Genomic DNA, 21,702 nt, shown 5'->3' with positions numbered 1-21,702 from the left:
GAGACGGTAGCCCCGGCCTCACCGCCGCGGTCCGTTTCCGACGGCACACACGTCGTGGCCACCGTGCACACGTCAGGACGTGTGCACGGTGGCGGTCAGGTGTGCGCGGTCAGGTCTGCGCGGGGCCGTGGGCCGTAGGTCAGCCTGCGCAGCAGGACCTCGGCCGGGCCTCGGTAGCCGGCCCGGTCCGACGCCACGGCCACCAGCAGGATCACGAGCCACACCCCCACGGCCACCAGCGCCGTCTGCCACAGGTGGGCGTCGTTGCCGAGCCCCAGCGTCCAGGCGGGCAGCAGTGCCGCGAACGCGACCGACTGGGCGAGGTAGCAGGACAACGATCGCTGCCCGCACGCCTGCAGGGCGTGCGTGACCGGGCCTAGTCCGCCCCGCTGGGTCACCCGGATCGCGAGGAGGCCGAAGGCCGCGGCGTACCCGACCCCGCCGGCGTACCCGCCGAGGGCGTGCAGCGAGCCTGCGAGCAGCACCGCGATCAGCGGTGGCGTCGTCCACAGCTGCGCGATCATCAGGGCCATGGGCAGCCCGAGCAGTATCGCCGCCCCGATCCCGGCCACGGCGACGCGCACCAGCAGTGGGCGGTGCCGCTCCGGTTCGTCGAGCAGCCGGCGCCGGGCGGCCCACGCTCCGAGGGCCACCGCCCCGAAGGTCCCCAACGCCTGGCCGGGTGAGCCGAAGCTGACCCACTCCACGGCCCGGCTGAGCAGGGCGCTGCCCGGGTTCTCGATGGTCATGGACGCCAGGAACGACTGCGGATCTCCCGGCATCGTCATCCCGGAGAATGCGTAGGTGACGGTCACCAGCACCACCCCGACGGTCGCGGTGACCAGCAGGGAGATGTCGGTGCCTCGGACGAGCAGGCCGGCCATCAGCACCGCCACGAGCCCGTAGGCACCGACGATGTCGCCCGAGAACAGCAGCACCCCGTGGGCCAGGCCGATGACGATCATCCACGCGCCGCGCCGTCGCACCAGCCTCGTCACGGCGGGAGCCGGTAGCCCGACGGCGCTGCGCCGCCGGGCGAGCTGCACGACGCCGTAGCCGAACAGCAGCGCGAACATCGGGTAGGCACGCCCGTCGACGAGCATCGCCTGCAGCAGCGCCACAACCTGGTCCAGCCCGTCGACGCCGCGCGGGTAGCCGCGCATGCCGATGGAGTGCCCGTAGATGTAGATGTGGGCATTGGCCACCGCGATGAGCAGCAACATGCCGCCGCGCGCGATGTCGGGGGCGAGCGAGCGCGCGGTGGTGGGCGTGGCACCGGGGTCGGGCGGCGGCGCGGCTGCAGTCACGGGAAAAGGATAAGGCGGACAGATCACCCTCTGCCTCCACCGATCGGCGGTGGGTGTGCCGCTGCGCACTCCGCCCCGGAACGTGCTCCCCGTCGCGGCGCCGGGGCCGGCACGGGGCTAGCCTGCCTGCGTGTCTGCGACCTCGTCCCCTGTCACCGTCACCGTCACCGGAGCCGCCGGCCAGATCGGCTACGCGCTGCTCTTCCGGATCGCCTCCGGGCAGCTGCTCGGGCCGGACACTCCGGTCCGCCTGCGCCTGCTGGAGATCCCCCAGGCGGTGAAGGCCGCAGAGGGCACCGCGATGGAGCTCGACGACTGCGCGTTCCCGCTGCTCTCCGGCATCGACATCACCGACGACGCCACCGCGGCGTTCGACGGTGCCAACGTCGCGTTGCTCGTCGGAGCCCGCCCCCGCACCAAGGGCATGGAGCGCGGCGACCTCCTGGAGGCCAACGGCGGGATCTTCGCGCCGCAGGGCCGGGCCATCAACGCGGGTGCCGCCGACGACATCCGCGTGCTCGTGGTCGGCAACCCAGCCAACACCAACGCGCTGATCGCGCAGGCCGCCGCCCCGGACGTGCCTGCCGAGCGCTTCACCGCGATGACCCGCCTCGACCACAACCGCGCCATCGCCCAGCTCGCGAAGAAGCTGTCGGTGCCGGTCGGCGAGATCACGAAGCTGACGATCTGGGGCAACCACTCGGCCACCCAGTACCCGGACCTCTACCACGCCGAGGTCGGGGGCAAGATCGCCGCCGAGCAGGTGGACGACTCCTGGCTGCGCGACGACTTCATCCCCACGGTCGCCAAGCGCGGCGCGGCGATCATCGAGGCCCGTGGGGCGTCCTCGGCGGCGTCGGCGGCGAACGCGGCCATCGACCACGTCTTCGACTGGGTCAACGGCACCCCCGAGGGTGGCTGGACGTCCGCCGCCATCCCGTCCGACGGCTCCTACGGCGTGGCGGAGGGCATCATCTCGTCGTTCCCCGTCACCTCGAAGAACGGCTCCTGGGAGATCGTCCAGGGGCTGGAGATCAACGAGTTCTCCCGCTCGCGGATCGACGCGTCCGTGGCCGAGCTCGTCGAGGAGCGCGAGGCCGTGCAGAAGCTCGGCCTGCTCTGAGTTCCCGTCGGTGGGCGCGCCGTCCGGCAGCGCCCACCGACGGTGGTCATCGTGGCGCGGTCACCACAGCGGGAACGGCACTCCGCGCTCGTCCTCGGGGCGGGGGCCGAAGATGCGCCGTTCCGACTCGGAGATCGGGTGGTCGTTGATGCTGGCCTCCCGGCGCCGCATCAGGCCCTCGTCGGTGAACTCCCAGAGCTCGTTGCCGTAGCTGCGGTACCACTGGCCTGCGGCGTCGTGGGACTCGTACTGGAACCGCACGGCGATGCGGTCGGCGGTGAACGACCACAGCTCCTTGCGCAGGGCGTAGTCGAGCTCGTGCTCCCACTTCTCGGTGAGGAACGCGACGATGTCCGCCCGGCCCTGCACGTACCGGTCCCGGTTACGCCACACCGAGTCCTCGGTGTACGCCAGCGACACCCGCTCGGGATTGCGGGTGTTCCAGGCGTCCTCGGCGGCCTGGACCTTCTGTGCTGCTGTCCCGGCGTCGAACGGCGGGTAGGGCGGGCGACCGGCCATGGCGCACTCCTCGTGCAGATGGAGGGAGAACGGTCGTTCTCCGAGGCTCCGGGGTAGCTTAGAGAACGCACGTTCTCGGCAGGGTGGAGGAGTGGCGTGAATCGCAGTGACGACGATCGGCTGCTGGCTGCCGCGGAGACGCTGTACTACGCCCGCGGCATCCACGGTGTGGGCATCGACGAGGTCCGCTCGACGGCCGGCGTCTCGCTCAAGCGGCTCTACCAGCTCTACCCGTCGAAGGAGCACCTCGTCGCGGCCTACCTGGACGCGCGTGACGAGCGCTGGCGCGGACGGCTCGCCGACCACGTGGCGCAGAGCGGCGGGAGCCCACGCGACCAGCTGCTCGCCGTCTTCGACTGGCTCGGCCTGTGGTTCGCCGAGCCGGACTTCCGCGGGTGTGCGTTCATCAACGCCTTCGGGGAGGTGGGCGGGAGCGCACCCCTGGTGCTCGCCGCCGTACGCCGGCACAAGGAGCTGTTCCGGGAGTACCTCATCGGCCTCGCGCGCGGACTCGACGGGCCCGACCCGCTGGGTGTCGCCGAGCAGTTGCTGCTGCTGGCCGAGGGGGCCATGACCGCGGCGGCCGTGCTCCCGGAGCCACGGGCGGCGCAGCAGGCCCGCCGGGCCGCGGCGGCGCTGATCGCCGCCGCGGCCTGATCGAGGCCGGGCTCAGGACAGCTGCACGATCGCGAACGACTCCGGCGGCAGGCTCAGTGCGTCGGCCTCGCCCTCCACCGGCTCGGAGGCCAGCAGGATGCGGGCCACCGGGGTGCCCAGCGCGATCGTGACGGCGTCACTCCCGAGGTTGCACGCCACCCGCAGGCGCCCCCGGTGCAGCACGACGGTGCGCACCTCCTCGTCGACGTCCACCTCGACCTCGTCGAGCCACGGGTCGGACAGCTCCGGCCACGCCTTGCGGAGCGCGATCAGCTCCCGGTGCACCTTCAGCAGCGTCGCGTGCGGCTCGCCCGCTGCCTCGTCCCAGTCCAGCTTCGAGTCGAGGAAGGTGCTCTCGGCGTTGGGGTCGGGCACCTCGACGTCCGTCCCCCAGCCGTGGTCGGCGAACTCGGCGGTGCGTCCCTCGCGCACCGCGTCCCGCAGGGCCGGGTCCGGGAAGTAGGAGAAGAACTGCCACGGCGTCCTCGCCCCCCACTCCTCGCCCATGAACAACATGGGCGTGAACGGCGAGCCGAACACCAGTGCTGCGCCGCAGGCGAGCAGGCCGGGGGAGAGGGTCTCCGTGAGCCGGTCACCCGTGGCGCGGTTGCCGATCTGGTCGTGGTTCTGCAGGTAGGCCAGGAAGCGGTGGCCGGGGATGCGGCGGGTGTCGACCGCGGCTCCGTGGTTGCGCTGCCGGAAGCTCGACCACGTGCCCTCGTGGAGGAAGGCTCGGGTGAACACGTGCGCCAGACCGGTCAGGCCGGCGGCGGCGAAGTCGGCGTAGTAGCCCTGAGCCTCCCCGGTGAGCGCGGTGTGCAGGGTGTGGTGGATGTCGTCGGTCCACTGCCCCTGCAGGCCGTAGCCCCCCGCCTCCCGCGCGGTGATCATGCGCGGGTCGTTCAGGTCCGACTCGGCGATCAGCGACAACGGCCTGCCCACATGGGTGGAGAGTGCCTCGACCTCCACCGAGAGCTGCTCGAGCACGTGGGTGGCGCGCGAGTCGCGCAGTGCGTGCACGGCGTCGAGGCGCAGTCCGTCGACGTGGAAGTCGCGCAGCCACATCAGAGCGTTGTCGATCACGAACCGGCGCACGTGCTCGGAGTGCGGACCGTCCAGGTTCACCGACGGGCCCCAGATGTTGCTGCCGGCGAAGTACGGGCCGAACCGGTCGAGGTACGCCCCGGACGGGCCGAGGTGGTTGTAGACGACGTCGAGCACCACACCCAGGCCACGGGCGTGGCAGGCGTCGACGAACCGCTTGAACGCGTCGGGGCCGCCGTAGTTCTCGGTGACCGCGTACCAGCCGACGCCGTCGTATCCCCAGTTGCGCGGCCCGTCGACGGCGTTGACCGGCAGCACCTCCACCATGTCGATGCCGAGGGCCACGAGGTGGTCGAGCCGCTCGATCGCCGCGTCGAACGTGCCGTCAGGGGTGAAGGTGCCGATGTGGAGCTCGTAGAGCACGCTCCCGGCCAGCTGCCGCCCGGTCCAGGGCTGGTCGGTCCAGAAGAACCCCGCGTCGTCGTACACGCGGGACGCGCCGTGCACGCCGGTGGGCTGCCAGCGCGACCGCGGATCGGGTAGCGGGGTCTCGTCGTCGTCGAGCAGGAAGGCGTAGGCGCTGCCGGGGTTCACGTCCTCGACGGTGGCGTGCCACCACCCCGCTCCGTCGGAGGACATGGGGTGCGCGGCACCGTCCACCAGGACCCGGACCTGGTCACGATGCGGTGCCCATACGGCGAAATCGGTCACGAGGAATGATCCTGCCGGGCGCCGACCCGACGCGCCCGGCGTGACGCTGTGATGCACCACAACCCGCCCCCGGGTTTGCGCCGGGCCGCGCGGGAGCTAGGCCGGGCGCACCAGCAGCGCCACCGGATAGCGCTCCAGCACCCGGGCCAGCGACGGCGCGGAGCCGTCGACGGCGGCCCCGGTGATCACGTCGTGCCAGTCGGAGACGCCCTCGGGCAGCGGGAGCACCGTGTCGTCCCAGCCGTCGCGTGCGGCCAGGCCGACCGGAAGCCGCGTGGCCACCGCCACCAGCGACGACGAGCGGGCGAACGCCACCGCGTGGTGGGCGGCCGGACCCTCGGCGTGCAGCGGCCGGTAGCCGGCGAACACCTCGGGCCGGTAGCGGCGCAGCCGCAGTGCGCTCGCCGTGACCAGCAGCTTCGCCGCTCCGGACGCATCCACGTCCGGTAGCCAGCCCTCGTCGAGGCGGGCGAGCAGGGTGCGGCGTTCCGCCCAGTCGACCGGGCGCCGGTTGTCCGGGTCGACCAGGGAGTACTCGAACAGCTCCGTGCCCTGGTAGACGTCCGGCACGCCCGGTCCGGCGATCTGCAGCAGCTTCTGCCCCAGCGAGTTGGACCAGCCGGGGGCGTTGATCCGCGCGACGAACTCCTCGATCTCGGCCACCAGGTCGGCGTCGGCCAGCACCTGCGCCGGCCACGCGGCGATCGCCTCGTCGACCTCCGCGACGGAGTCGACGTGGCTGGTGACGAGCTTGGCCTCCTTCGAGGCCTTGGTGAGGTAGCCCGCGAACCGCTCCGCCGAGATCGGCCAGGCTCCCACGAGGTTCTGCCAGGCGAGCAGATCCAGCGACCGGTCCGGGAGCGGATGTGCGGCGGCCCAGCGGCGTACCCGCTCGATCCACTCGCCCGGGTTCTCCGCGATCGCCGCGAGCCGGGCGCGGACGTCCTCGGAGCGCTTCGTGTCGTGGGTGGACAGGGTGGTCATCGTGGCCGGCCAGGACGCCTCCCTGGCGGCCATGGCGCCGTGGAACTCGGTGGGGGACACCCCGAAGCGGGACGGGTCGCCGCCCACCTCGTTGAGCGCCACGAACCGGTTCCAGCGGTAGAACGTGGTGTCCTCGACGCCCTTGGCCATCACCATGCCCGACGTCTGCTGCACGCGGGTGGCGAGCAGGCCCTGCGGCTCGGCCAGCATCGCCTTGCGGATGGTGGCCAGCACGTCGGCGAGGTCGGGGCGGTGGGTGCGGGCCACCGAGACGGCCGTCTCCAGTGCCGAGCGGCCCTCCGGCAGGTAGCTGCGGTACACGGGGAAGCCGCAGAGCAGTTCGGCGACGGCCGCCCGCACACGGTCGGCCGCCTCGCCGGGCTCCTCGTCGGTGGAGGGCGCCGCCTCCGGCACGGGGACGAGCGCGGCGATCCGGCGCACCTCCGCGGCGAGGATGGTGTCGGTGATCTCGCGGCGCGCGGCGTGCTCCGCCGCGTGCAGCGCCTCCTTGCGGCCCACGTGCTCGGCCGTGAACTGGGTGAGCAGCCCGCCGCCGGACGGGTCGACGAACACGCCCTGGATCTCGCGCAGCGCCTCGTACCCCGAGGTGCCGTTGACCGGCCACGATGCCGGCAGCTCCTCGCCGACCCCAAGGATCTTCTCCACGAGCAGCCAGCGGTCGGGCCCGATCGCGGCGCGCAACCGGCGCATGTAGGCGCCCGGGTCGGACAGGCCGTCCGGGTGGTCGACCCGGATGCCGTCGACCTCGCCCGCGTCGACCCAGCGCAGCACCTCGCGGTGGGTGTCCTCGAAGATCTCCGGGATCTCGACGCGCACGGCGGCCAGCGTGGACACGTCGAAGAAGCGGCGGTAGGTGAGCTCCGCGGCGCCGCGCTTCCAGGAGACGAGCCGGTAGTGCTGGCGCTCGTGGACCTCCTGCGGCGACCCGGCCTCGCCCGTGCCGGGGGCCACCGGGAACGCGTGCTCGTAGTAGCGCAGCTCCGAGCGGTCGTCGGAGAGAGCCAGTTCCGAGACCGCCTTCTCCTCGTCGGCGTCGAGGATCGGCAGGAGCACCGGCCCGGCGTCCCAGTCGATGTCGAAGTGGCCGGCGTAGCGGGACTCCCGGCCGTGCGTGAGGACGTCCCACCACCACGGGTTGGCCTTCGCCACGTCGACGCCGACGTGGTTGGGCACGATGTCGAGGACGAACTGCAGGCCGCGCTCCCGGACGGCCGCCACCAGCGCGCGGCGGCCCTCCTCCCCGCCCCGCTCCGCCGAGACCCGGGTGGGGTCGACCACGTCGTAGCCGTGGTTGGAGCCCGCCCCGGACTCCAGGAGCGGTGAGGCGTAGAGCGCGCCGACCCCGAGCGCGTCGAGGTAGGGCAGCAGCTCGACGGCGTCGGTGAAGGTGGTGTCCTTCGAGAACTGCAGCCGGTAGGTGGCGGAGGGGACGGACGAGTGCTGCGGGCCCGATCCGGTCATGCGCCCGCGTTCTCGAGTCGCTGCAGAACCAGCACCGACCGCGCCGGGACGGTGTGCACCGCGCCGCCCCGGACCGTGGGCGGCTCGGCCGCCACCACACCGGGAGCGGTGGACAGCGTGATCACCTCACCGGCAGCGGTGTCGACCACCACCGCCCAGAGCGACCCGTACTCGGGGCCGGGCAGCGTGATCTCGATGTCCTCGTGGTGGGCGTTGAGGCAGAGCAGGAACGAGTCGTCGGTGACCCGCTCGCCGCGGGTGTCGGCCTCGGTGATGCCGTCGCCGTTGAGGAACGCCGTGACGCACTTGCCGAAGCCCGAGTCCCAGTCCTGCTCGCTCATCTCCTCGCCGGAGGGCTGGAACCACGCGATGTCGGGCAACGGGTCGGCGCCGCGGCGGCGCGGCCGGATCGGCCTGCCGGCGAAGAACCGGCGCCGCCGGAACACCGGGTGGGCGGTGCGCAGCGCGACGACCCCGGCCGTGAACCCGACCAGCGAGGCGTTCTTGCCCGCCAGCGACCAGTCGACCCAGGAGATCGGGCTGTCCTGGCAGTAGACGTTGTTGTTGCCGCCCTGGGTGCGGCCCAGCTCGTCGCCGTGCAGCAGCATCGGCACGCCCTGGCTCAGCATCAGGGTGGTGAGGAAGTTGCGCTGCTGGCGGGCGCGCAGGTCGAGCACCGCCGCGTCGTCGGTGGGGCCCTCCACCCCGCAGTTCCACGAGCGGTTGTGGCTCTCGCCGTCGTTGCCGCCCTCGAGGTTGGCCTCGTTGTGCTTCTCGTTGTAGGAGACGAGGTCGGCGAGGGTGAAGCCGTCGTGCGCCGTGACGAAGTTGATCGACGCGAACGGGCGGCGGCCGTCCTCCTGGTAGAGGTCGGAGCTGCCGGTGAGCCGGGAGGCGAACTCGCCGAGCGTGCCGGGCTCACCCCGCCAGAAGTCGCGGACGGTGTCGCGGTACTTCCCGTTCCACTCGGTCCACAGCGGCGGGAAGTTGCCCACCTGGTACCCACCGGGACCGACGTCCCACGGCTCGGCGATGAGCTTCGCCTGGCTGATCACCGGGTCCTGCTGGACGAGGTCGAAGAACACCGACAGCCGGTCGACGTCGTAGAACTCGCGCGCGAGGGTGGACGCGAGGTCGAAGCGGAAGCCGTCGACGTGCATCTCGGTGACCCAGTACCGCAGCGAGTCCATGATCAGCTGCAGGGTGTGCGGGTTGCGCACGTTGAGCGAGTTGCCGGTGCCCGTGTAGTCCATGTAGTACCGCTGGTCGTCCTCGACGAGGCGGTAGTAGGCGGCGTTGTCGATCCCGCGCATCGACAACGTCGGGCCCATGTGGTTGCCCTCGGCGGTGTGGTTGTAGACCACGTCGAGGATCACCTCGATGCCGGCGTCGTGCAGGTCGCGCACCATCGCCTTGAACTCCTGCACCTGGTTGCCGGGGCGCAGCCCCGGCATCGCGTAGGCGTGGTGCGGGGCGAGGAAGGCGATGGTGTTGTAGCCCCAGTAGTTGGAGAGCCCCTTCTCCTCCAGGTGGTGGTCGTTGAGGAACTCGTGCACGGGCATGAGCTCCACGGCCGTGACACCGAGGGTCTTGAGGTGGTCGATCATCACCGGGTGGGCGAGCCCGGTGTAGGTGCCGCGCAGCTCCTCGGGGATCTCCGGGTGCGCGATGGTGAGGCCCTTGACGTGGGCCTCGTAGATCACCGTCTCGTGGTACGGGATGCGCGGGGAGCGGTCGGTGCCCCAGTCGAAGAACGGGTTGACGACCACGGACTTCGGCACGAACTTCGCGGAGTCGGTGTCGCTGCGGGCGTCGGGGTCGCCGAACGGGTAGCCGAACACGGCCTCGTCCCACTCCACGGGGCCGTCGAGCGCCTTCGCGTACGGGTCGATCAGCAGCTTTTTCGGGTTGCACCGCAGGCCCTGGGCGGGGTCGTAGGGACCATGCACCCGGTAGCCGTAGCGCTGACCCGGTTCGACGTTGGGCAGGTACCCGTGCCAGACGAAGCCGTCCACCTCGACGAGCCGGACCCGCTCCTCCTCGCCGTCAGGGCCGAAGAGACAGAGCTCGACGCGTTCCGCGATCTCGGAGAAGATCGCGAAGTTGGTGCCCGAGCCGTCGTAGGTGGCGCCCAACGGATAGGCGTGACCTGGCCACGGCCGCATGAATTCCTCCGGTGTTTCGTGATCAACTGATCGGCCGCGGCCGCTCGTACTCGATCTTGCAGGGCCCGGGGCGGCGTCGCTCCGTCGGGCAGAGGTTACCGGGGTACCCCGGTAACCCGCCCGATGCAGCGGTTGCCCCCCGGGTGGCGCCGGCGGGGTGGGCGCAGCGTCATCCCAGGTGCGCGGGGAACCCGCCCGTGGCGACCGGGCTCCATCGAGTGGGCGTGATCCTGATCAGGGCCTTGCCCTGCGTGGTCATGGCGGCGCGGTACTCGTCCCAGTCGGGATGCTCGCCGGAGATCGAGCGGAAGTAGTCCACCAGCGGTTCGAGAGCGTCGGGCAGGGTGATCAGTTCGGCCTCCCCGTCCACCTGCACCCAGGGGCCGTTGAAGTCGTCGGAGAGCACCACGACCGAGGCCTTCCCGTGCCGGGCGACGTTGGTCGCCTTCACCCGTTCGGGATAGGTGGAGACGACGATCCGGCCCTCGGCGTCCACCCCGGCGGTGACGGGCGAGCCCTGCCAGCCGCCGTCGTTTCGCGGGGTCAGCAGGATCATGTGGTGGCGCGACCGCAGGAACGTGAGGAGCTCGTCGCGGTCGACGGTGGTGTTCGTTGCGATGGTCCGAGCCATGCTCCGAGCCTAGGACGCGCTCCTCGAGGCGCTAGGGTCGGCCGTGATGAGTACCGTCTTCACGAAGATCATCAATGGTGAGCTGCCCGGTCGTTTCGTGTGGTCCGACGACCGGGCGGTCGGCTTCCTGTCGATCAACCCGCTCGGCCCCGGCCACACGCTGGTCGTGCCGCGTGAGGAGGTCGACCAGTGGGTCGACGCCGACCCCGGCCTGCTCTCCCACCTGACGAACGTCAGCCGGGCCGTCGGCGCGGCCGTGCAGGAGGTGTGGCAGCCGCCGCGTGTCGGGCTGCTCGTGGCGGGCTTCGAGGTGCCGCACCTGCACCTGCACGTGTTCCCGGCGTGGGACATGGCGGCCTTCGACTTCGCCAACGCGGCGAAGACCGTCGACCACGCCGAGCAGGACGCGCACGCCGACAAGCTGCGCAGCGCCCTGCGGGCGGCAGGCCACGGCGAGCACGTCCGGGACTGACCGCGTGCAGCTCGTCCTCGTCCGGCACGCGCTGCCGGAACGCATCCACGCCTCCGACGCGGCGCGATCCGACCGGCCGGGTGGCCCCGCCGACCCCGTGCTCACGGAGCTGGGGGAGCGCCAGGCCGCACGGCTCGTCGACGCGCTGGCGGCCGACCGCGTCGAAGGTCTCTACGCCAGCCCGCTGGCCAGGGCGCGGGGCACGGCCGCCCCGCTCGCCGCCGCGCTCGGGCGGGCCGCGGAGATCGTCGAGGACCTGCGCGAGTACGACGCCGACTCCGACCACTACGTACCCGTCCACGAGATGGCCCGGCTCGACCCGGCCGCGTGGGAACGGATGCTCGCCGGCCTCCTGCCCGCCCACGTCGACGTCCCGGCGTTCACCGCGCGGGTCGACGGCGCGTTCGAGCGGATCATCGCCGCGCACCCCGGCCGCGGGACGGCCGTGGTCGTCGCCCACGCGGGCGTGGTGAACACCTGGCTCGCGCACCTGCTCGGCCTGGCCCGCCCCCTGACCTTCCCGCTGGACTACACCGGGATCACCCGGGTCCTCGCCGGCCGCGACGGCCGCCGGGTGGTGCGGACGGTCAACGAGATCGCCCACGTGGGCGACCTGCTCGCCATGACGGCAGGCACCGAGTAGGGCAGGATCCGCAGATGCTGGTAGGCGTCCCGCGCGAGGTCAAGAACCACGAGTACCGGGTGGCGATCACACCGGCAGGCGTGCAGGAGCTGACGAGCCGCGGCCACGACGTGCTCCTCGAACGCGACGCCGGGGCGGGCGCGGGCCTGCCCGACGAGGAGTTCCGCGCCGCCGGCGCCCGTACCACCGACGACCCGGACGAGGTCTGGGGCGAGGCGGAGCTCCTGCTGAAGGTGAAGGAGCCGGTTCCGCAGGAGTACCACCGCCTGCGCGCGGGCCAGGTGCTGTTCACCTACCTGCATCTCGCCGCGTCGAAGGAGTGCACCGACGCGCTCGTCACCGCCGGGGCCACCGCTGTCGCCTACGAGACCGTGCGGCTGCCGGACGGGTCACTGCCGCTGCTCGCCCCCATGAGCGAGGTGGCCGGCCGGATGGCGCCCCAGGTCGGCGCCCACCACCTGCAACGCACCGAGGGTGGGAGGGGTGTGCTGCTGGGCGGGGTGTCCGGCGTCCCCGCGGGGAAGGTGGCCGTCATCGGGGCCGGGGTCTCGGGGATGAACGCCGCAGGCATCGCGGTCGGGCTCCAGGCCGAGGTGCGGGTGCTCGACACCAACATCAACCGGCTGCGCCAGATCGACTTCATCTACCGCGGCCACCTGCAGACCATCACGAGCAACGCCTACGAGGTGGAACGCGCCTGTCTGTGGGCCGACCTCGTCATCGGCGCGGTGCTGGTGCCGGGCGCCAAGGCGCCGACCCTGGTGTCGAACGACCTCGTCTCCCGGATGCGACCGGGATCGGTGCTCGTGGACATCGCCATCGACCAGGGCGGCTGCTTCGCCGACTCCCGCCCGACCACCCACGACGACCCGGTGTTCGACGTCCACGACTCGATCTTCTACTGCGTGGCCAACATGCCGGGCGCCGTGCCGAACACGTCCACCCGGGCCCTCACCAACGCCACGTTGCCCTACGTGCTCGCTCTCGCCGAGCGCGGACTGGCGGGCGCCGTGGCCGCCGACCCCGCCCTCGCGGCGGGCGTCAACGTGGCGGCCGGTCAGGTCGTCCAGCCCGAGGTGGCGGCCGCCCACGGGGTGCCGGCCGTGCCACTGACCGAAGCACTCCCGGCCTGAGCCCCCGCCCCGCCCCGCCCCGGCAACCGGTGTGTGCCGATCCTCGGTCGGCGGGTGCGCCGTGCACGGAATCCGCTGACCGGACGCGTACGGTTGCCTACGCTCGGTGCAGCGAGCCGCACCAGCGGCATGGCATCTGTCGAGGGGAGCGGCCGGATGGCGGGTGCAGAGCTGGGCGCGGTGTTCCGCGTGCGGGAGTTCCGGGTCGTCTGGGCGGCCGAGCTGCTCTCGATCGCCGGTGACCAGCTGGCCCGCGTCGCGCTCGCCGTCCTGGTGTACGGCCGGACCGGTTCCGCTGCCTGGGCCGCCGCCACCTACGCGCTCACCTTCCTGCCGGCGCTGCTCGGCGGGGTGCTCCTGTCCGGCCTGGCCGACCGGTACCGCCGCCGCGAGGTCATGATCGCTTCGGACGTCCTGCGCGCCGTGCTCGTCGCCGCCATGGCGATCCCGCAGCTGCCGCTGTGGGTGCTCTGTGCGCTGCTCGTGGTCGTGGTGCTGCTCGGCTCGCCCCACACCGCAGCCCAGGGCGCGCTCCTGCCGGAGATCCTGCAGGGGGAGCTGTACGAACGCGGGCTGGCCGTCCGGCAGATCACGAGCCAGACCGCGCAGCTGGTCGGGTTCGCCAGCGGCGGGTTGCTCGTCGCCGCCATCAGCCCGTCGCTGGCACTGCTGGCCAACGCGGTGTCGTTCGCGCTGTCGGCCGTACTCGTGCGCACCGGCGTCGCCGACCGGCCCCGGCCCGGCACCACCGGCGGGAACGACGAGGCCGGCGGGCCCGCCGCCGACGCCCCCGTCGGAGGGCTGCGGGGCGTCGTCGCCGCGCTCGTGGAGATCGCCACCGACCCGCGGCGGCGCGCGCTCGTGCTCCTCGCGTGGCTCGTCGGGTGGTACGTCGTGCCCGAAGCGCTCGCCGCGCCGTATGCCGACCAACTCGGCGCCGGTCCCGCCGTCGTGGGACTCCTGATGGCGGCCGACCCGCTCGGGAGCGTGGCCGGGGCATGGCTGTTCGTCAGGTTCGTGCCGGCCGAGACACGGGCGCGCCTCGTCGGGGTGCTCGCCGTGGGTGCCGGCCTGCCGCTGATGCTCTGCCTCTTCCGCCCCCCGCTCCCGCTCACCCTCCTGCTGTGGGGGGTGTCGGGGATGCTGTCCACCGCCTACCTCCTGCAGACACAGGCGAGCTTCGTCCGGGCGACGCCGACGGTGGGGCGCGGACGGGCGATCGGGGTCGCGGCGTCCGGCATCATCGCCGCGCAGGGAGCGGCCGTGCTCATCGGCGGGTTCCTGGCCGACACGTGGGACCCGTCCACCGCCATCGCGGTGGCCGGGAGTGTGGGGGCCTTCCTCGCGCTGGGGGTCGCCGTCGCGTGGCACCGTGCCAATCGGCACGACACCGAGACCGTCGGCTCGACGGTGCTCTCGCGCGGCTGACTCCGCCCGCATCCTGCGGGCCCACCTGCTCGGCCTCCGACTGATCGCCATCACCAGTTGTGGTTGCGCATCGCGCGTCCTCCTTCCTGTTCACCGGGGTCGCGGGGGGGCTCACCAGTTGTGGTTGCGCACGGGCTGTCCCTTCGTCGGGGTGGGCGGGAAGCGGGCTGGGGTCACCAGTTGTGGTTGCGCACGGGGCTCCGTCCTCGGGGTGGGCGGCGAGTGGGGGCGTGATCACCAGTTGTGGTTGCGCACGGGGCGTCTCCTTCGGGTTGGTGGGGCGGGTGGGGGGTGGTCACCAGTTGTGGTTGCGCACGGGGCGTCTCCTTCGGGTTGGTGGGGCGGATGGGCGGGCGGTGAGTTCGGGTCACCAGTTGTGGTTGCGCATGCCGTGTCTCCTTGTCGGATCAGTGGGGCGGGACGAGTGCTCACCAGTTGTGGTTGCGCATTGCTGCCTCCTCGGGTCGGACGGACGAGTGGTCGGGAATTCGGTCACCAGTTGTGGTTGCGCACGCTGTCCTCCTCGGGCGGTCGGTGTGCTGGGCGGACGGTTCACCAGTTGTGGTTGCGCATGTGCCACTCCTTGTCGGGATTCATCGGGTCCGGGGTGAGTGCTCACCAGTTGTGGTTGCGCATGACGCCTCTCCTCCGTTGGTCGCCGGGCAATGGCCTGTGATCACCAGTTGTGGTTGCGCATCGCGACCTCTCTTCCATTCGTGACGGGCAGGTTGCTGTGTCGTCACCAGTTGTGGTTGCGCATCGCTGTCTCCTCGGGCCGGGCGGGTGGTCGGGAATTCGGTCACCAGTTGTGGTTGCGCACGCTGTCCTCCTCGGGCGGTCGGTGTGCTGGGCGGACGGTTCACCAGTTGTGGTTGCGCACGGCGTTCTCCTTGGTGGGTGTGTGGGGTGGGGGCGGGGTTCACCAGTTGTGGTTGCGCACCGGGCTCTCCTTCGTCGACGGGTCGGGACGGAGCTGGTTGATTCACCAGTTGTGGTTGCGCATGTCTCTCCTCCGTGGGATGGGCTGCGGCCTGCTCGAATCACCAGTTGTGGTTGCGCATGACTGCGTCCTCCTCGTGCTGTTCGTTCTCCACTTGGCGGACGTCGAGAGACGTCGGCGTAGATCGTGGGCAGTCGAATTGCCGGAGTTCGTGCGGTGGCCCCGGCCTCTCCCGCACATGCCGTTCGAACCGGATGCGGGCCTATGTTGCATACGTGTGCCAGTTTCCGCCGTCTGAGCCTCGGGGCGCCGCGCATTCGGCCTACCTCACTGACCCGGAAGTGGGTTCGTAACGGCCTGTCGCTCCGAGCGGCGTCACTGTGACACGGGCGGCTGGAGATCCCGCTCGGGCGGGTGGTCTTCACCGACGGGCTCCACTAGGCTCCCGCCAACGCCCAGCGGACAGAGAGCACGGATGGGATCTGACGGAGCCACGGAGACGGTCCGACCGCTCTCGCGCATGTTCGCCGTTCGCCGATGGGCGATCTGGGCACTACCGGGTCGGCTGCTCGGCCCCGTGCTGCTGGTCGAGGTCACATCGGTGGCGCTCATCGTCCTGGGGCTGGCCGGTCACGCCGGTCCCACGCCGGCGCAGCTGCAGATTGCGGGCGTCCTCTGCCTGCTCGGCATCGCCCACACCGAGGTCGCCGTCGGAGTCGAGCGCGTGCGGCGGCGGGTCACGGACGGTAACCACGTCGACCTCAGCTCCGTGTGGACGTTCGCGGCAGCGGTGGCCCTGCCGCCCTCGTACGCGGCGCTCGTGGCCGTGATCGTGCACTGCCACCTGTGGTGGCGGGCGTGGCGGCTGCGCGTCCCCCTCTACAAGCAGGCCTTCACCTCCGCCACCGTGGTTCTCGCGTGTATCGCGTCGGCCACCGTGCTCCAGCACTCGGGCGGTGGGACGGAGATCGGCAGCAACCACCAGCTGTGGGCGCTCGGGCTCGCGCTGCTCGCCTACACCACGGTCAACAGCTGCCTCGTCGCCGGCGCGATCGCGGTGAGCAGCCCGGAGGCGAACCTGTCCAAGGTGTTCGCCCCCTGGGACGAGAACGTGCTCGAGATCGCGACGCTCTGCCTCGGGGCCCTCACGGCCATCGCGCTCGGCATCAACCCGTGGCTCGTCCTGCTGGTCCTGCCGCCGCTGCTGGTGCTGCACCGCGCCGTACTCGTCCGCCAGCTCGAGGAGGCCGCCAGCACCGACGGCAAGACCGGCCTGCTCAACGCCGCGGCATGGCATGCCCAGGCGGAGCGCGCCCTGCGGCGCGCGAGCCGCCACGACGGTGCCAAGGGCGTGCTCGTCCTCGATCTCGACCACTTCAAGACGGTGAACGACACCTACGGCCACCTCGCGGGCGACCAGGTCCTGGCCGCCGTCGCCGCCGCACTGCGCACCGAGGTCCGCGACCGCGACCTCGTCGGCCGGTTCGGCGGCGAGGAGTTCGTCGTCCTGCTCGGCGGTCTGGAGGGCAGCGGCACGGCAGAGCTCGAGGCGGTGGGCGAGCGGATCCGGCGCCGCGTCGCGAACCTGCGGGTCGAGATCCCCACGCCGGACGGGCCGCTCACGGTCGCCGGCCTCACCGTGTCGGTCGGTGCCGCTCTCTCCCCCACTGAGGGCGCCGACCTGAGGACTCTGCTGCAGATCGCCGACGCGGCGCTGTACACCGCCAAGCGCGCCGGCCGGAACGTCGTGCGGATGGGCCTCGCGGTGCCGGGGCAGCACCCCGCCCAGCACGCCACCCGGCTGTCCACGGCGGCGGGTGAGCCCCCGGCCGCCGCAGGCTGATCCCCGCCCGCGAGTCACCCGATCCCCGCCCGCGTTTGCTCGGCCGAAGGACCGCCTCCGCGACCCGCAGCCGCCGGCGCGGGCGATCAGCCCGAGAACGGACAGCAGGACGCTCATCGTCCGCTCCCGAGTCGCCACACGCGCCCCGCGAGTCGCCCGGATCGCGCGCGGGAGTCGCCTGCTCGCTGCGCTGCTCCGGGCGCCGGGCCCGCCCAGGCCTCCTCGCAGAGGCCGTGGGCTCTTCGCAGACGCCGGGGACCCTGTGAAGAACCCACCCGCTCTGCGAGGACGCACCCCGCCCCGCGAGTCGCCCGCTTCGCGGGCGCGAGTCGCCTGGCGAGCAACAGCCGGCGTTCCATCACCGCAGGCTGAGACGGTTCCGTTACGGATCGTGACGAAACCGTCGGCGGAGTCCACCCCGAAGAGCGATCTCGATCCTCCTGACATGCCCTCTGCGGCTCACTAGCCTCGGCGCCACGCGCTCTCGGTGTCGGCGGAAGGAGATCGCGGTCGTGGCTGATCTGGCGCCGCCGACTACCGGCAGGTGGGAACTCTGGGGGCTACCGCCCCGAGCCGTCACCGTCGTCCTCGCGGTGGAGGCCGCCGCCGTCGCGTTCGTCGTGGCCGGTGGCGCCGTCCCGTCGTCGGGCGACCTCGGGCTCGCCGCGTTCCTGACCGTGCTCAGCGTCGTGCACACCGAGCTGGCCACCGGGATCGAGCGGATCCGGCGGAGGGCGGCGCAGACCTCGTACTTCGACCTCAGCTCGGTGTGGACGTTCGCGGCCGCGCTGCTGCTGCCGCCGATGCTCGCCGCCGCCGTGATCGCGGCGGTGTACCTGCACCTGTGGCACCGGGTGTGGCGCCCGGCGAAGGTGCCGCTGCACCGGCACATCTACACCACGGCCACCGTCGTGCTCGCGGCTGGCGCCGCACACGCCGTGGTCCAGCAGGCGGGTGGGCTGCCCACCGGGGCGGCCGACGCGTCGGGGGTGGCGGGGATCGCCCTGGCCGTGCTGCTCTACGTGCTGGTCAACACCGTGCTCGTCGCCGCAGTGATCGTCCTGACCAGTGAGCGTCCCGGGTTCCGTGACCTCGTCGGCGGGTGGGACGACAACACCGTGGAGATCGCCACGATCTGCCTGGGTGCGCTGGCCGCGGTGGCGCTCGGCTCCACACCGGGCCTCGTTGCGCTCGTCCTGCCACCGATCCTGGTGCTGCACCGCGCCGTGCTGGTCCGCCAGTTGGAGGAGGTGGCGAGCACCGACGGGAAGACCGGCCTGCTCAACGCCGCCGCCTGGCAGGTGCAGGGGGCGCGGACGGTGCGCCGGGTCCACCGCTCCCGGGGTACCGCCGCCGTGCTGATCCTCGACCTCGACCACTTCAAGGCCGTCAACGACTCGTACGGCCACCTCGTCGGCGACGACGTGCTGGCGGCCGTCGCGGCGGAACTGCGCTCCGCGGTGCGCGAGCAGGACGTCGTCGGGCGTTTCGGGGGTGAGGAGTTCGTGGTGCTGCTGCCCGACCTTCCACCCGGTCCGGCGGGGGACACCGAGATGCGTGCGGTCGCCGAACGCCTCCGTCAACGGGTGGCCTGCATGGCCGTCGCCGTCGACACGCCGGACGGCGTCCTCACGATCGGGGGCCTCTCGGTCTCCGTGGGCGGTGCGGCGGTGCCGATCGACGGCACCACCCTCGAGCAGGTGTTGAACGCCGCCGACGCGTCGCTCTACATCGCGAAGCGCGACGGCCGGAACCTCGTCCGGTTCGCGGCTCCCGTCGAGATCCCCACCCCGCGCAGCGGCACCTGACGGGATTGCCGGGCCCGGGGTGGCGGCCTCTCGTAAGCTGAGCCGGTGACCGTGTTGCGTTCAGTCCGTGGCCCGGCCGATCTCAAGCGCCTGGGGGTCGACCAGCTCGCCCCGCTCGCTGCCGAGATTCGCCGGGAGCTCGTGGCCTCGGTCTCCCGCACCGGCGGGCACCTCGGCCCCAACCTCGGCGTCGTGGAGCTCACCATCGCGCTGCACCGGGTGTTCGACTCCCCGCGTGACACGTTGATCTGGGACACCGGGCACCAGGCGTACGTCCACAAGATGCTCACCGGCCGGCAGGACGGCTGGGACCGGCTCAAGAAGTCCGGCGGGCTCTCCGGCTACCCGTGCCGGGCGGAGAGCGAGCACGACCACGTCGAGAACAGCCACGCCTCCACCTCGCTGTCCTGGGCCGACGGAATCGCCCGTGCCTACGCGCTCACCGGCCAGCAGCGCCACGTCGTCGCGGTGATCGGCGACGGCGCGCTCACCGGCGGGATGGCCTGGGAGGCGCTCAACAACATCGCCACCGGTGGACACAAGCCCGGCACGGAGGGCGAGGCCGGCCGCAGGTTCGGTGCAGGCAGGCGAATGCCCGGTGGCGGGGAGGACGAGGGCGGCGCCGTCGCCGTCGCCGCCGACCGCAACATCGTGATCGTCGTCAACGACAACGGCCGCTCGTACGCGCCCACGATCGGCGGCCTCGCCGACCGGCTGGCCACGCTGCGGCTGCAGCCGGGCTACGAGCGGGTGCTCGACGCCGGCAAGCAGGCCCTCGTGAACACCCCGGTCGTCGGCAACGCCCTCTACGCCGGGCTGCACGCGCTGAAGGCCGGCATGAAGGACGCGCTGAGCCCGCAGGAGCTGTTCTCCGACCTCGGCCTCAAGTACTTCGGACCGGTCGACGGGCACGACATCGCCGCGATGGAGTCGGCGCTGCGCCGCGCGCGCCACTTCGGCGGCCCCGTGATCGTCCACGCCGTCACGCGCAAGGGCGCGGGGTACCCGCCCGCGGAGAACGACACGGTCGAGCAGATGCACAGCCCGGCCGCGTTCGACCCGGAGACGGGCCTGCCCACCGGGCCCCCGTCCGTCGGCTGGACGAGCGTGTTCGCCGAGGAGATGGTGGCGCTGGGCACGAAGCGGCCCGACGTCGTCGGCATCACGGCGGCGATGCTCGGTCCCACCGGGCTCGCGCCGTTCGCCGCGGCGTTCCCCGAGCGCTGCATCGACGTCGGGATCGCCGAGCAGCACGCGCTCACGTCCGCCGCCGGGCTGGCCGCGGGCGGGCTGCACCCGGTGGTCGCGCTGTACTCCACGTTCCTCAACCGGGCGTTCGACCAGCTCCTGATGGACGTGGCACTGCACGGGAAGGCCGTCACCCTCGTGCTGGACCGGGCCGGTGTCACCGGCAGCGACGGGCCGTCGCACAACGGCATGTGGGACCTGTCGCTCCTCGGGATCGTGCCCGGCATGCGGGTGGCGGCGCCCCGCGACGCGCAGACGCTGCGCGAGGAGCTGGCGGAGGCGGTCGCGGTCGACGACGGGCCCACCGCCATCCGCTTCCCCAAGGGCAGCGTGATCGACTCGGTGCCCGCGGTTCGCCGCGTCGACGGCGTCGACGTCCTGCGTGAGCCCGCTCCCGCCGGCGACCGGAGCCCGGCCGTGCTCATGGTGTGCGCGGGGGCGTTCGGCGAGCTCGGCCTCGCCGCGGCCCAGCGACTGGAACAGCAGGGCATCCCGGTCACCGTCGTCGACCCGCGCTGGGTGCTGCCGGTGCCGCAGGTGCTCGTCCGGCTGGCCCGCGAGCACCGGCTCGTGGTCACCGTCTCCGACAGCGGCCGCCACGGCGGGTTCGGCTCGGCGCTGGCCGACGAGCTGCGCGCGGCCGAGTGCGACGTCCCGCTCCGGGACCTGGCGATCCCCCAGCGGTTCCTCGACCACGGCAGCCGTCCCGACGTGCTGGCCGCCGCGGGGCTCACCGCGCAGGACGTCGCCCGGCGGGTCACCGAGTGGGCGGCGGCGCTTCCGGGCCTCCAGCTCGTCGACGAGCCCGCGTCGTCGGCTCCGGGAGAGCAGGCGCGCTGATGCGCGTGCTCATCGTCGAGGACGAGCGCGCGCTTGCCGACGCCGTGGCTCGGGGGCTGCGCCGCGAGGGGATGGCCGTCGACGTGGCCTACGACGGGGACGCCGGGCACGAGAAGTCGGTCATCACCCGCTACGACGTGGTGGTGCTCGACCGGGACCTGCCCGGGATGTCGGGCGACCGGCTCTGCGCGGAGATCGTCGCGTCCGGGGCCACCACGCGGGTGCTGATGCTGACGGCCAGCGGCACGCTCGCCGACAAGGTCGACGGCCTGTCGCGCGGCGCGGACGACTACCTCGCCAAGCCGTTCGACTTCCCCGAGCTCGTCGCCCGTTGCCGCGCGCTCGGCCGCCGGGCGACCCCGGCCGTGCCGCCGCTGCTCACCGCGGGCGACCTCGCGCTCGACCCGGCCCGGCGCACCGTGCACCGGGCCACCCGGCCCGTCGAGCTCACGCGCAAGGAGTTCGGGGTGCTGGAGGTCCTGCTCGGGGCGGGCGGGGCCGTGGTGAGCAGCGAGGAGCTGCTGGAGCGCGTCTGGGACGAGAACGCCGACCCGTTCACCACCACCGTGCGGGTCACGGTGATGACGTTGCGCAAGAAGCTCGGTGACCCCGGCGTGATCGAGACGGTGGTCGGGGCCGGCTACCGGGTACCGGCCGCGGGCTGAGCGAGGCGCTGCCGTGGCCGAACCAGCGAGGCCGGCAGCGAGGGCCCCCGAGCCCGCGC

At 72.3% G+C, this 21,702-nt stretch carries 16 protein-coding genes; 10 read left to right on the top strand and 6 right to left on the bottom strand.

The genetic code is table 11. From position 1 onward, the window contains the following. Nucleotides 1–95 precede the first annotated feature (95 nt). Complete coding sequence (locus AC5L35_RS00790) at nucleotides 96–1,307, bottom strand: DUF418 domain-containing protein (protein WP_495057538.1); 1,212 nt, start codon at nucleotides 1,305–1,307, stop codon at nucleotides 96–98. Nucleotides 1,308–1,437: 130 nt separating this feature from the next. Between AC5L35_RS00790 and AC5L35_RS00785 the strand changes: the two genes are divergently transcribed. Then, nucleotides 1,438–2,430 carry a malate dehydrogenase gene (locus tag AC5L35_RS00785; protein ID WP_495057537.1) on the top strand — a complete coding sequence of 331 codons (993 nt, stop codon included), beginning with the start codon at nucleotides 1,438–1,440 and terminating at the stop codon, nucleotides 2,428–2,430. 60 nt (nucleotides 2,431–2,490) lie between these two features. On the opposite strand, the gene AC5L35_RS00780 is transcribed toward AC5L35_RS00785, so the two are convergent. Beyond that, nucleotides 2,491–2,949 (bottom strand): nuclear transport factor 2 family protein, encoded by a 459-nt coding sequence (locus AC5L35_RS00780; protein ID WP_495057536.1) that lies wholly within the window; start codon nucleotides 2,947–2,949, stop codon nucleotides 2,491–2,493. 96 nt (nucleotides 2,950–3,045) lie between these two features. Between AC5L35_RS00780 and AC5L35_RS00775 the strand changes: the two genes are divergently transcribed. Beyond that, on the top strand, nucleotides 3,046–3,606 hold the full coding sequence (locus tag AC5L35_RS00775) for a TetR/AcrR family transcriptional regulator (protein WP_495057535.1): 561 nt from the start codon (nucleotides 3,046–3,048) through the stop codon (nucleotides 3,604–3,606). A gap of 12 nt (nucleotides 3,607–3,618) precedes the next feature. Here AC5L35_RS00775 and treZ read toward each other — a convergent pair whose 3' ends face one another. The 4 genes from treZ to AC5L35_RS00755 form a co-directional block, all read right to left on the bottom strand. Beyond that, nucleotides 3,619–5,361, bottom strand: a complete 1,743-nt coding sequence (gene treZ, locus AC5L35_RS00770; RefSeq protein WP_495057534.1) for a malto-oligosyltrehalose trehalohydrolase — start codon at nucleotides 5,359–5,361, stop codon at nucleotides 3,619–3,621. Nucleotides 5,362–5,457: 96 nt separating this feature from the next. Then, on the bottom strand, nucleotides 5,458–7,827 hold the full coding sequence (gene treY, locus AC5L35_RS00765) for a malto-oligosyltrehalose synthase (RefSeq protein WP_495057533.1): 2,370 nt from the start codon (nucleotides 7,825–7,827) through the stop codon (nucleotides 5,458–5,460). After that, nucleotides 7,824–9,992, bottom strand: coding sequence for a glycogen debranching protein GlgX (gene glgX / locus AC5L35_RS00760; protein WP_495057532.1), 2,169 nt, complete (start codon nucleotides 9,990–9,992; stop codon nucleotides 7,824–7,826). The genes treY and glgX overlap by 4 nt, the downstream gene beginning before the upstream one ends. 169 nt (nucleotides 9,993–10,161) lie before the next feature. Beyond that, a complete protein-coding gene (locus tag AC5L35_RS00755; RefSeq protein WP_495057531.1) occupies nucleotides 10,162–10,623 on the bottom strand; it encodes a PPOX class F420-dependent oxidoreductase in 462 nt (153 codons plus the stop codon). 46 nt (nucleotides 10,624–10,669) lie between these two features. On the opposite strand from AC5L35_RS00755, the gene AC5L35_RS00750 reads away from it, so the two are divergent. From AC5L35_RS00750 to AC5L35_RS00715, 8 genes are all read left to right on the top strand, one after another. Next, complete coding sequence (locus tag AC5L35_RS00750; protein ID WP_495057530.1) at nucleotides 10,670–11,095, top strand: HIT family protein; 426 nt, start codon at nucleotides 10,670–10,672, stop codon at nucleotides 11,093–11,095. Nucleotides 11,096–11,099: 4 nt separating this feature from the next. Continuing rightward, the gene (locus tag AC5L35_RS00745; RefSeq protein ID WP_495057529.1) at nucleotides 11,100–11,738 is read left to right on the top strand and encodes a histidine phosphatase family protein; all 639 of its coding nucleotides are present in this window, start codon (nucleotides 11,100–11,102) and stop codon (nucleotides 11,736–11,738) included. A gap of 14 nt (nucleotides 11,739–11,752) precedes the next feature. Continuing rightward, nucleotides 11,753–12,871, top strand: coding sequence for an alanine dehydrogenase (gene ald, locus AC5L35_RS00740; protein WP_495057528.1), 1,119 nt, complete (start codon nucleotides 11,753–11,755; stop codon nucleotides 12,869–12,871). A gap of 156 nt (nucleotides 12,872–13,027) precedes the next feature. Next, the gene (locus AC5L35_RS00735) at nucleotides 13,028–14,299 is read left to right on the top strand and encodes an MFS transporter (RefSeq protein WP_495057527.1); all 1,272 of its coding nucleotides are present in this window, start codon (nucleotides 13,028–13,030) and stop codon (nucleotides 14,297–14,299) included. A 1,415-nt stretch (nucleotides 14,300–15,714) separates the two neighbouring features. Then, nucleotides 15,715–17,082: a sensor domain-containing diguanylate cyclase gene (locus tag AC5L35_RS00730; RefSeq protein WP_495057526.1), complete on the top strand. Its 1,368-nt coding sequence runs from the start codon at nucleotides 15,715–15,717 to the stop codon at nucleotides 17,080–17,082. Between the two features lie 512 nt (nucleotides 17,083–17,594). Next, a complete protein-coding gene (locus AC5L35_RS00725) occupies nucleotides 17,595–18,890 on the top strand; it encodes a GGDEF domain-containing protein (protein ID WP_495057525.1) in 1,296 nt (431 codons plus the stop codon). 45 nt (nucleotides 18,891–18,935) lie between these two features. Then, nucleotides 18,936–20,978 carry a 1-deoxy-D-xylulose-5-phosphate synthase gene (locus tag AC5L35_RS00720; protein ID WP_495057524.1) on the top strand — a complete coding sequence of 681 codons (2,043 nt, stop codon included), beginning with the start codon at nucleotides 18,936–18,938 and terminating at the stop codon, nucleotides 20,976–20,978. Then, nucleotides 20,978–21,643: a response regulator transcription factor gene (locus AC5L35_RS00715; RefSeq protein WP_495057523.1), complete on the top strand. Its 666-nt coding sequence runs from the start codon at nucleotides 20,978–20,980 to the stop codon at nucleotides 21,641–21,643. Before AC5L35_RS00720 ends, AC5L35_RS00715 begins: the two co-directional genes overlap by 1 nt. The last annotated feature ends 59 nt before the right edge of the window (nucleotides 21,644–21,702 follow it).

The organism is Pseudonocardia sp. OZ21 (assembly GCF_059359135.1).
Note: the sequence above shows the minus strand (reverse complement) of the source record. Positions and strands in the feature narration are given on the sequence as shown.